The organism is uncultured Bacteroides sp. (assembly GCF_937912035.1).
In the GTDB taxonomy this organism is placed as follows: Bacteria; Bacteroidota; Bacteroidia; order Bacteroidales; family Bacteroidaceae; genus Phocaeicola.
Map to the genome: position 1 here is coordinate 26,976 of NZ_CALDPF010000003.1, position 11,205 is coordinate 38,180.

The 11,205-nt window shown below is 42.0% G+C and carries 8 protein-coding genes and 1 tRNA gene; 6 read left to right on the plus strand and 3 right to left on the minus strand.

Features of this window, described 5'->3' with window-relative positions:
- Nucleotide 1: 1 nt before the first annotated feature.
- Nucleotides 2–1,633: a RagB/SusD family nutrient uptake outer membrane protein gene (locus tag Q0486_RS00665; protein ID WP_299229260.1), complete on the plus strand. Its 1,632-nt coding sequence runs from the start codon at nucleotides 2–4 to the stop codon at nucleotides 1,631–1,633.
- A 66-nt stretch (nucleotides 1,634–1,699) separates the two neighbouring features.
- Here Q0486_RS00665 and carB read toward each other — a convergent pair whose 3' ends face one another.
- From carB to Q0486_RS00680, 3 genes are read right to left on the minus strand one after another with little or no spacing between them, the layout of a single operon-like run.
- Nucleotides 1,700–4,927 (minus strand): carbamoyl-phosphate synthase (glutamine-hydrolyzing) large subunit, encoded by a 3,228-nt coding sequence (gene carB, locus Q0486_RS00670; RefSeq protein ID WP_294457812.1) that lies wholly within the window; start codon nucleotides 4,925–4,927, stop codon nucleotides 1,700–1,702.
- A gap of 21 nt (nucleotides 4,928–4,948) precedes the next feature.
- Complete coding sequence (carA, locus tag Q0486_RS00675; RefSeq protein WP_154044505.1) at nucleotides 4,949–6,025, minus strand: glutamine-hydrolyzing carbamoyl-phosphate synthase small subunit; 1,077 nt, start codon at nucleotides 6,023–6,025, stop codon at nucleotides 4,949–4,951.
- A 26-nt stretch (nucleotides 6,026–6,051) separates the two neighbouring features.
- Entirely contained in the window at nucleotides 6,052–7,935 is a 1,884-nt protein-coding gene (locus tag Q0486_RS00680; protein ID WP_299229270.1) for an amidophosphoribosyltransferase, read from the minus strand.
- Nucleotides 7,936–8,389: 454 nt separating this feature from the next.
- On the opposite strand from Q0486_RS00680, the gene Q0486_RS00685 reads away from it, so the two are divergent.
- From Q0486_RS00685 to Q0486_RS00705, 5 genes are all read left to right on the plus strand, one after another.
- Nucleotides 8,390–8,462: transfer RNA gene (locus Q0486_RS00685), tRNA-Thr, on the plus strand.
- Nucleotides 8,463–8,627: 165 nt separating this feature from the next.
- Nucleotides 8,628–9,542, plus strand: coding sequence for a ribonuclease Z (locus Q0486_RS00690; protein ID WP_299229273.1), 915 nt, complete (start codon nucleotides 8,628–8,630; stop codon nucleotides 9,540–9,542).
- Between the two features lie 23 nt (nucleotides 9,543–9,565).
- Nucleotides 9,566–10,117, plus strand: coding sequence for an RNA polymerase sigma factor (locus Q0486_RS00695; protein WP_299229276.1), 552 nt, complete (start codon nucleotides 9,566–9,568; stop codon nucleotides 10,115–10,117).
- 48 nt (nucleotides 10,118–10,165) lie between these two features.
- Nucleotides 10,166–10,552, plus strand: a complete 387-nt coding sequence (locus Q0486_RS00700; RefSeq protein ID WP_299229279.1) for a hypothetical protein — start codon at nucleotides 10,166–10,168, stop codon at nucleotides 10,550–10,552.
- A gap of 10 nt (nucleotides 10,553–10,562) precedes the next feature.
- Nucleotides 10,563–11,003 carry a hypothetical protein gene (locus tag Q0486_RS00705; protein WP_299229282.1) on the plus strand — a complete coding sequence of 147 codons (441 nt, stop codon included), beginning with the start codon at nucleotides 10,563–10,565 and terminating at the stop codon, nucleotides 11,001–11,003.
- Nucleotides 11,004–11,205 lie beyond the last annotated feature (202 nt).

The window sequence follows — 11,205 nt, forward strand, 5'->3', positions numbered from 1 at the left end:
TATGAAACGATATGTTTACATCATAACAGCTTGTATCCTTTGTCTGTCATCTTGCAAGGGTTTTTTGGAAGAAAATCCAAAGGACGCAATAAACGAAAATCAGATAGCCGGAAATCTGAAAGAACTATACATGCACAGTGTTGCCACTCTTTATAATAATATTGGCGGATATAATGACAGTGAGGGGATACAGGGCACCGGAAGAGGTATATACGACCTTAATACTTTTACCACCGATGAGGCTATAATGCCTACGCGTGGCGCGGACTGGTATGACGGTGGATTCTGGCAGGGACTATATCTTCATGACTGGGGAACAAATAACAATTCTATTCTTGCCACATGGGAATATTTGTACAAGTCAGTCATGCTTTGTAATGAATCTGCCAGAAGAATAAAGGACTATGCAAAAGAACACAGTGGTGATGACACAAAACCTTTGATGTCAGAAGTCAGAGCTCTAAGGGCATTATTCTATTACCATCTTATGGATTTGTTCGGGAGAGTGCCGCTCATAAGGGAAACAGAAGTTGAGAAGTCGGTGAAAGAACAGGCAGAAAGGAGTGAAATCTTTTGGTTTATTGTAAATGAACTACAGGAATCCTTACCTTATCTGGCAGACGAACGTAGTAATATCCCCGGAGAGTATTACGGACGAATTACACGACATGTGGCATATTTCCTGTTGGCTAAACTGGCACTGAATGCCGAGGTATATACAGATGATGTATGGACTGACAATTTAAGACCAAACGGAGCTGATATAGAATTTACAATAGACGGAACAAGGATGAACGCTTGGGAGGCCACAATATATTATTGCGACAAGATAGCAGAGGCAGGATACAATCTGGAACCGGACTATAGGACTAATTTTGCAGTGTTCAATGAATCGTCCGTTGAGAATATTTTTGTTATACCTATGGACAAGACATTATATACCAATCAGTTCATATATTTATTCAGGTCGCGTCATTATAATCATGCAAAGGCTTACGGACTTGGTGGAGAGAACGGTGCGTCTGCCACTCTGGATGTTCTTGAAACATTCGGCTACGGAACGGAAAATGAAGATCCACGATTTGATTTCTGCTATTTTGATGACGATCTTACCGATCTAGACGGAAATCCTATAATGCTGGATGATGGAAAGACACGTTTGGTCTATGAGCCATGGAAGGTAGAACTTGACGTTTCAGGTAGAACGTACGAAAAGACGGCCGGAGCAAGAATGAAAAAATATGAAGTAGATCCAACAGGCTTCAAAGACGGAAAACTTATAGACAATGATATCGTTCTTTACAGATATGCCGATGTGCTTCTTATGAAATGTGAAGCCAAGGTTCGTAATGGAGAAAACGGTGACAGAGAGCTTAATCTTGTCAGGAGTAGAGTAAATGCCCCTGCCAGGAGTGCTACTCTTGAAAATATTCTGGATGAAAGAATGCTTGAACTTGCCTGGGAAGGATGGAGACGTCAGGATATGATAAGGTTCGGAGTTTACACTGAAGCATATAGCAGCCGTCCTCAGCTGGAAAATGAAGAAACCGGATTTACAACCGTATTCCCAATCCCTGAAAAGATTATTCAGATGAATAACTGGTTATTACAGAATTCCGGTTATAAGAAATAAAAAAAGACCTCTCTTATTGGAAAATGTCCGTAAGAGAGGTCTTAATCTTTTTATTTATATTGTTGGTTATTTATATTCATCCCAACTCTTGATTGCTATATCGTCTATGCTCATTGTGCAGAACGCGTTGATGAATGCGCTTGCAAGACGTGCGTTTGTAACAAGAGGAATGTTCAAATCCACAGCGGCACGACGGATCTTATAACCGTTTTCAAGTTCGGTTGGAGTAAGATCGCGTGGGATATTTACCACCATGTCTATTTCCTTCTTATGCAACATTTCGAGAGCCTGAGGATGTCCTTCTTCGCTTGGCCAGTAAACGCGTGTATTTTCTACGCCGTTTTCTGTAAGGAACTTGGATGAACCGCCAGTAGCGAAGATGTTGTAACCTTTAGCCTTGAGGGCACGTGCAGCCTGAAGCAAGTCAACCTTCTGTTTCAGTGTACCTGTTGACATAAGTATGTTCTTTTCAGGGATGCGGTAACCTACAGAAAGCATAGCTTTCAATACTGCGCATGAAGTGTCGTCGCCGATACATCCCACTTCACCTGTAGATGCCATATCAACGCCCAATACAGGGTCAGCCTTCTGCAGACGGTTGAATGAGAACTGGCTAGCCTTGATACCTACATAGTCGAGGTCGAACAAGTTCTTCTCAGGTTTTTCAACAGGCAGACCGAGCATAACCTTAGTGGCAAGTTCTATGAAGTTAATCTTCAATACCTTGCTTACGAATGGGAATGAACGGCTGGCACGCAAGTTACATTCGATAACTTTGATATCGTTTTCACGTGCAAGGAACTGAATGTTGAACGGACCGGAGATGTTAAGCTCTTTTGCAATCTGACGAGAGATACGCTTTATACGGCGTACAGTCTCAACATAAAGTTTCTGTGGAGGGAACTGGATAGTAGCGTCACCTGAGTGTACACCGGCAAACTCGATGTGTTCAGAGATAGCGTATGCCACGATTTCACCGTTCTGTGCCACAGCATCCATTTCAACTTCCTTGGCATGTTCTATGAACTGGCTCACTACTACAGGGTGTTTCTTCGATACGTTGGCTGCAAGCTGCAGGAAGCGTTCTAGTTCTTCCTGGTTAGAACATACGTTCATAGCTGCACCTGAAAGCACGTATGAAGGACGAACCAATACAGGGAAGCCTACCTTCTCGATAAATGCGTTGATATCTTCCATAGAAGTAAGCGCGCTCCATTCAGGCTGGTCTACACCGATACGGTCAAGCATAGCCGAGAACTTGTCGCGGTCTTCTGCATTGTCGATACTCTTGGCAGAAGTACCGAGGATATTTACCTTCTGAGCATCAAGACGAAGAGCTAGGTTGTTAGGAATCTGTCCACCTGTAGAAACAATAACTCCGTGAGGATTTTCGAGGTCGAGGATATCCATCACACGTTCGAAAGTCAACTCGTCGAAATACAGACGGTCGCACATATCGTAGTCTGTAGATACAGTCTCAGGGTTGTAGTTAATCATTACAGAGCGGTAACCTTCCTTGCGGATAGTGTTAAGAGCCTGAACACCACACCAGTCGAACTCTACAGAAGAACCGATACGGTAAGCTCCTGAACCGAGAACCACAATACTCTTGTGGTCGCCAAGGTAATGAACATCGTTAGCTACGCCGCTATAAGTAAGATACAGGTAGTTGGTCTGTGCAGGATATTCAGCAGCCAGAGTATCTATCTGTTTCACTACAGGCACGATACCTACACTCTTACGGTGGTTACGGATATCAACGATAGCATCTTCCATCTCACCCTTGTAACCGATTGCACGAGCTACCTGGAAGTCAGAGAATCCCTGACGTTTAGCCTTATAAAGCAGTTCGTTCGGCAACTGTGAAAGCTGAGTATGGTTGTTTCCCCATTCGTGGAGCTCCTTAGATGTCTGCATGATGTTCTGCAGCTTGTCGAGGAACCACTTGTCTATTTTTGTAAGGTCATGGATCTGGTCAACAGTGTAACCGGCACGCATAGCCTTAGAGATAACGAAGATACGTTTGTCTGTCGGTTCGCGGAGAGCCTTGTCGATATCGTCGATAACAAGTTCCTTGTTTTCAACAAAACCGTGCATACCCTGACCAATCATACGGAGACCTTTCTGGATAGCTTCTTCGAAAGTACGTCCGATAGCCATTACTTCACCTACCGACTTCATGCTTGAACCAAGCTCGCGGTCAACACCGTGGAACTTACCCAAGTCCCAGCGAGGAATCTTACATACGCAGTAGTCAAGAGCCGGCTCGAAGAATGCGGAAGTAGTCTTTGTTACAGAGTTCTTAAGGTCGAACAGTCCGTATCCCAAACCGAGTTTCGCGGCAACGAAAGCCAGAGGATAACCTGTAGCCTTAGATGCAAGAGCAGAAGAACGGCTCAGACGGGCATTAACCTCGATTACTCGGTAGTCTTCCGATTCCGGGTCGAAAGCATACTGTACGTTACATTCACCCACGATACCTATGTGGCGGATGATGCGGATAGCGAGTTCGCGCAACTTGTGGTATTCACTGTTTGTAAGAGTCTGTGACGGAGCGATGACGATAGACTCACCGGTGTGGATACCCAGCGGGTCGAAGTTTTCCATGTTACATACAGTGATACAGTTGTCGAAACGGTCGCGCACTACTTCGTATTCCACTTCTTTCCATCCCTTCAAACTCTTTTCTACAAGTACCTGTGGAGAGAAAGAGAAAGCTTTTTCGGCCAATACGTTAAGTTCTTCTTCATTGTCGCAGAAACCGGAACCAAGACCACCAAGTGCGTATGCAGCACGGATGATAACAGGATAGCCAAGTTCCTTTGCTGCGCGACGTGCATCCTCGATATTTTCTACAGCTTCACTCTTGATAGTCTTGACATTGATTTCGTCAAGTTTCTGAACGAAGAGCTCACGGTCTTCAGTGTCCATGATAGCCTGTACAGGAGTACCAAGAACACGAGTCTCATATTTTTCGAATATACCTGCCTTGTAGAGAGCAACACCACAGTTCAATGCTGTCTGTCCACCAAATGAGAGCAGTACGCCGTCAGGACGTTCCTTTGCAATTACTTTTTCTACGAAGTAAGGTGTTACAGGCAGGAAGTAAATCTTGTCTGCCACTCCTTCTGAAGTCTGCACTGTAGCGATATTAGGGTTGATAAGGATGGTTTCTATACCTTCTTCCTTAAGAGCCTTAAGAGCCTGTGAACCGGAATAGTCGAACTCACCGGCTTCGCCGATTTTAAGTGCTCCGGAACCTAACAATAATACTTTCTTTATATTTTCTTTCATTGTACTTTTCTTTTTAATGGATTACAGCAATTTTACAAACTCATCGAACAGGAATTCTGTATCTGTCGGACCACTCGCAGCTTCAGGGTGGAACTGTGCAGAGAACCAAGGATTCTTTTTGTGGCGGATACCTTCGTTAGAGCCGTCGTTCATGTTGATGAACAATGGTTCCCAGTCAGATCCAAGAGTATTGTTGTCAACGGCATAACCGTGGTTCTGCGAAGTGATGAAACATTTTTCAGTTCCCACCATGCGAACCGGCTGGTTGTGGCTGCGGTGACCGTATTTCAGTTTGTATATTTTTGCACCTCCTGCTTTCGAAAGCAACTGGTTACCCATACAGATTCCGAAGATAGGAAGTTTTTCATTCTGCATAGCCTTGCGTATGTTCTGTACTGCCGCATCGCAAGTGTCTGGATCGCCAGGACCGTTTGAGATAAACAGACCGTCGAACTCAAGAGAGTTGAAATCATAGTTCCATGGAACGCGGATTACTTCTACATCGCGTTTCAAAAGGCAACGGATAATGTTCGATTTAACACCACAATCCACGAGTACGACCTTCTTCTTGCCTTCGCCTTCGTTGTAGCGGATTACTTCCTTGCAGGAAACCTTGTCAACATAGTTCACTCCGGCATATTCAGCCTCAGGAATGTTGTCCGGTTCATCGTCGAATACGATTTTTCCCATCATCACACCGTGTTCGCGCAATACCTTAGTAAGCTCACGTGTGTCAATGCCTGTTATTCCCGGTATCTGCTCACGTTTAAGCCAGTCGCCAAGGCTTTCTACTGCATTCCAGTGAGAATACTTTTCGCTGTAGTCGCTTACGATAATCGCTTCGGCATGAATCTTCTCGCTTTCCATAAAATGAGGAAGTCCGTTTTCCGCGAAAGTGAAAGGAGGTACACCGTAGTTTCCAACCAAAGGATAAGTCAGTGTCATAAGCTGACCGGCATACGAAGGGTCTGTCAAACTTTCAGGGTAACCGGTCATGGCTGTGTTGAACACCACTTCGCCTGCTACCGGTTTCTCATAACCGAACGACTTGCCATGGAAGCGGCTCCCGTCGTCGAGGATCAATGTTACATTTCTCATTATCTGTATGTTTTTTGAGTTTTATTTTAAAACTTGTAATTTTCTTCTATATAGTTTATAAATGCCTGATTTACCAGTTTCACTCCGCCGGGAGTAGGGTAGTCTCCGCTGAAGTACCAGTCACCTGTGTGGTCAGGACATGCCTCGTGAAGTCCTTCAAGTGTCTGATATACTATCTCAACTTTAGCCTGTGTGCCGGCAGGTGTCAGCAGTTCCACCATTTTGGCTGATATTTCTTCGTCTGTGAACGGTGCATATATTTCTTTCACGTAGTTCACCATCTCTTCTTTAGGCAATCCTAATTGTGCTTTAGATTTGCTGTATGCATTTATTATAATGTCCTGCATACCTTTTTCTTCAAGCAGTGCTATGGCAGCCTTGAAAGCAATGAACTGCTCCATGCTTGCCATGTCTATACCGTAATAGTCCGGATAGCGCACCTGTGGCGATGATGATACTATTACTATCTTTTTCGGGTGCAGACGGTCGAGTATGCTTATGATACTTTGTTTCAGTGTTGTACCACGAACTATACTGTCGTCTATTATCACCAGATTATCTGCGTATGGCACTAGGCTTCCGTATGTAATATCATATACGTGTGCTGCCAGATCATTGCGGGTATTTCCTTCGGCGATGAACGTACGCAGCTTTATATCCTTAATTGCGACTTTTTCACTTCGGATACGCTGTGAAAGAATCTGTTCAAGCTCGCTGTGGCTCGGTTTATGCCCCAAGGCCTCTATACGTTGTACCTTCAGCTCATTCAGATAGTTGTCGAAACCTTCCAACATTCCGTAGAAAGCCACTTCGGCTGTGTTAGGGATGAAAGAGAATACCGTGTGTATAACGTCGTTGTCTATAGCTTTAAGTATAGGCTTGACCAGTTTCTCTCCAAGCATTTTTCTTTCGCGGTATATATCCATGTCGCTACCGCGGCTGAAGTATATACGTTCGAAAGAACAAGCCTTTTTCACTTTAGGCTCGTTTATCTGAGCCAGACGCATCTGTCCTTTTTTGCTTATCGTTATTGCCTGGCCAGGCTGAAGTTCGTTTATACTGTCGGCAGGAACATTCAGTGTTGTCTGTATCACAGGACGTTCTGAAGCCAGTACGAATATTTCATCGTCCATATACCAGAATGCAGGACGTATTCCCCACGGGTCGCGCACGGCAAAGCTTTCGCCGCTACCGGTCAGTCCGCATATCACGTAACCGCCGTCCCATGCCGGACTTGATGTCTTCAAAACGTTTGTCAGGTCTATTCTGTCTTCTATGGCATGAGTGATGTCCATACCTTCCAGACCTTCGCCTTTGCATTCTGTGTATAGCCTTTCCACTTCGCGGTCAAGGCGGTGTCCTACCTGTTCAAGCATTATATATGTGTCGGCATATTTGCGTGGGTGCTGTCCGTCGGCAGTGATTGACGCAAATATTTCATCAACATTTGTAAGGTTGAAATTTCCGCATAATGCAAGATTTTTTGCACGCCAGTTGTTGCGGCGGAGGAACGGGTGTACATACGATATTCCGCTTTTACCTGTCGTAGAATATCTCAAGTGTCCCATATACAGTTCGCCTGCAAAAGGAAGACACTTTTCTGCATATTTGGCATCACGCATCTGCTCAGGTGTCAGATCCTTGAAATAGCTGTGTACAGTTCCGAATATCTCGGTTATGGCTCCTGCGCCAAGTCCTCTTTCGCGGAACATGTATTCTTCTCCAGGTGCAGCCTGAAGTTTCACGCAAGCCAGTCCGGCAGCTTCCTGTCCACGGTTGTGCTGTTTTTCCATCAGAAGGTACAGCTTATTAAGTCCGTACATCCATGTACCATATTTCTGCTGGTAGTGTTCCAGTGGTTTCATCAGGCGTATCATAGCCACTCCACATTCATGCTTTAGTTGTTCCATACCTTAATTATCTATATTTGTATTGTTGTATATTGTATAATGCTGTTGGACGAAAAAAATCCCGGATATGCCGAAAAGCATTTCCGGGTAAATATGAATTTTTTGAAAAAGAAAAGTCAGTATTTTTGAAAAAGAAAATATAACATACGTATTTCTGTATGCTTCCGAAGTTCTACAATATAGAAAAACCGAATAAAATCTTTTCATCTTCTGGCTCTTAATAAAAATATATAATGTGTTATATTAAGTCTTTCTTATGTTATATTCGGGGTGCAAAGATAAGTATTTTCAATGAAATATATGCATTCCGTTAATACATCTTTAGAAAAAAATATTCGTATTACTGTTTTATTATATGTGATAAATATAAGGAACTATGATAAAAAAAATGGAAATACATTTGTCAATAAAAAAATAAGAAGTAATTTTGAACCACAAAATAAGAACTTATCCCGCCGAAATAACTCAGTTGGTAGAGTAACTCATTCGTAATGAGTAAGTCGCGGGTTCGAGTCCCGCTTTCGGCTCTTATTTTGACGGTTACAAAACGCCCTGTCATTCGAATTCAAATGACAGGGCGTTTTGTTTAAAATGACAGTTCATTTTTCTTCAAACGTATGAAAGGCTTATACTTTAGTTTATTTATATCTTCGTTTTGACACTATTTGAAGATTTTATTTATCTTTGTCGGCATGGAAAAATTTGAGCTTAACATATTGGGATGCGGTTCTGCATTGCCTACGATGAGGCATTCTGCCACTTCACAAGTCATCAACGTAAGAGAGAAGCTTTTTATGATAGACTGTGGAGAGGGAACACAGGTACAGCTGCGCAGATCCAGATTGAAATTTTCAAGACTTAACCATGTTTTCATATCACATCTGCATGGCGATCATTGCTTCGGACTTATAGGTATGATATCAACTTTCGGCATGATAGAAAGAACTGCCGATCTGCATATATATGCTCATCCTGATTTGCAGATATTGCTCAAACCTCAACTTGATTTTTTCTGTAAGGGATTACCCTTTGAGGTTATATTCCATGATATTGATCCTGCAGAACGGACTGTAATATACGATGACCGTTCGTTGACAGTAGAAACCATTCCTCTGAAACACAGAATGCCTACGTGTGGTTTCCTTTTCAAGGAAAAATCTCTACCTAATCATATTATAAGAGATATGATAGATTTCTATAAGGTGCCAGTGTATATGATTAACAGAATTAAGAACGGTGAGGATTTTGTGTGTGAGGATGGAACTGTGGTTCCTAACAGCAGGCTGACTGTACCTTCCGATCCTCCTAGGAGCTATGCTTACTGTTCTGATACGATGTTCTGTCCGAAAATAGTTGAGCAGATAAAAAACGTGGATTTACTGTTCCATGAAGCCACTTTTCTGGAAACTGAGAAGGCTAGGGCTAAGGTTACAATGCATTCAACGGCTAGGCAGGCGGCCGAGATTGCAAGGATGGCGGAAGTTAAGAAGCTGGTTATAGGCCATTTCTCGGCAAGATATGATGACGATGAATGCCTTTTGACTGAAGCGAAAGAAGTTTTTGCCGATACAATTTTGGCAAACGAGAATTTGAGTATAAATATTTGAATATAATACAGCATATTGTTTTTATGGTTAATAATAAAGAAGACGATATAAAAGAACGTTTGCATGATCTTGCTACTCGCCGTAAGGCGTTCGAAGATGTGGTAAGTGAGTTCAGCGAACAGCTGTATTGGCAGATAAGAAGAATGGTTGCTTCGCATGATGATGCAAATGACATCCTTCAGAATACATTTATCAAGGCATGGACTAATATAGATTATTTCAGAGGAGAAGCCAAACTTTCCACATGGCTCTATAGGATAGCTTTGAATGAGTGTCTAGCTTTTCTCAACAGGCAGAGAGCTCAGGAAAATATTTCTATAGATGAGGCTGATTCCAATTTTATAAATATGCTTGAGGGGGACCCGTACTTTGATGGCGATGAAACGCAGCTTTTGTTTCAGAAAGCCATACGTACACTTCCAGAGAAGCAAAGGATTATTTTCAATTTGAGATATTTTCAGGAAATGAAATATGAGGATATATCTGAAATTGTTGGGACTACTGTAGGAGCTCTAAAAGCTTCATATCATCATGCTGTGAAGAAAATAGAAGAATATTTCAAACAGAACGATTAAACCTTTTACAGTATTTTTTATCTAACATAAAAGGAAGGAGATAATAATATGAAGGAAGATACCGAATTAAAAAACAGGATAGGGAAGAAAAATCCTTTCAAGGTGCCTGAAGGATACTTTGAAAATGTTGTTCCCGAAATAATGAAGCAACTTCCTGAAGCTGATGTTCAAGAAAATGCAGAAATAACTCTATGGGAAAGGGTCAAGCCATGGGTTTATATGGTGGCAATGTTCTGTGGACTTATGTTTGGCCTGCGTGTAATGATGTTGGACAAACCTGTAGGTAAAGATATTGATAAAGTAAATATATCAATGACAGATTCAGTACAAGGTATTCCTGATGAATATATTGACCCTATATTGGATCAGGCTATGATGGATGACTATACATTATATATGTATCTGACTGATGCAGATTTGGAAATATATAATTAACCCGATTGTTATGAGCAGACTTATTATTATAATCACATTGTTTATGACTTGCTTGTCCATGCAGGCACAGGATAAAAAAGAGTGTATGAGCAAGGAGCAGTTTCGTGAAAGACAAAAACAATATTTTGTAGAAAAAGCCGGTTTGACTCAGGATGAAGCTGCAAAATTTTTTCCATTGTACTTTGAACTGCAGGACAAGAAGTTTTCGTACAACAAAGAAATGTGGGATAAGATACGAAAAACAAAAGAAGCACAAAATATTACTGATGCAGAGTATTCCAGAATAACTGAAGATGTAATAAAGACTCGTCTTACTATTGACGAATTGGAGTTGGAGTATTTGCATAAGTATAAGAAAGTGTTAAGTCCAAAAAAGATTTATAATATCCAAAAGGCAGAAATGAAATTTAGTCGTGAATTATTGAAAGGTGCCGGGAAGCATAAGAAATAGGGTTCAATAACTAGCGCTGTATACTGTCATAGGAGTAAAAAACAGGAAAAAAATAATTTTTCAAGAAAAAAACTTCAAAAAGTTTTGCATATTCAAAAAAAAGCGATACCTTTGCATCGCTTTTGAGAAATAAAGCACTTCGAAAGAAGTTTTGGAGAGGTGGCAGAGTGGTCGATTGCGGCGGTCTTGAAAACCGTTGTAC

Coding starts and splice junctions, on each gene's coding strand:
- Q0486_RS00665 (WP_299229260.1), top strand. CDS start 2: ATGAAACGATATGTTTACATCATAACAGCTTGTATCCTTTGTCTGTCA.
- carB (WP_294457812.1), bottom strand. CDS start 4,927: ATGAAAGAAAATATAAAGAAAGTATTATTGTTAGGTTCCGGAGCACTT.
- carA (WP_154044505.1), bottom strand. CDS start 6,025: ATGAGAAATGTAACATTGATCCTCGACGACGGGAGCCGCTTCCATGGC.
- Q0486_RS00680 (WP_299229270.1), bottom strand. CDS start 7,935: ATGGAACAACTAAAGCATGAATGTGGAGTGGCTATGATACGCCTGATG.
- Q0486_RS00690 (WP_299229273.1), top strand. CDS start 8,628: ATGGAAAAATTTGAGCTTAACATATTGGGATGCGGTTCTGCATTGCCT.
- Q0486_RS00695 (WP_299229276.1), top strand. CDS start 9,566: ATGGTTAATAATAAAGAAGACGATATAAAAGAACGTTTGCATGATCTT.
- Q0486_RS00700 (WP_299229279.1), top strand. CDS start 10,166: ATGAAGGAAGATACCGAATTAAAAAACAGGATAGGGAAGAAAAATCCT.
- Q0486_RS00705 (WP_299229282.1), top strand. CDS start 10,563: ATGAGCAGACTTATTATTATAATCACATTGTTTATGACTTGCTTGTCC.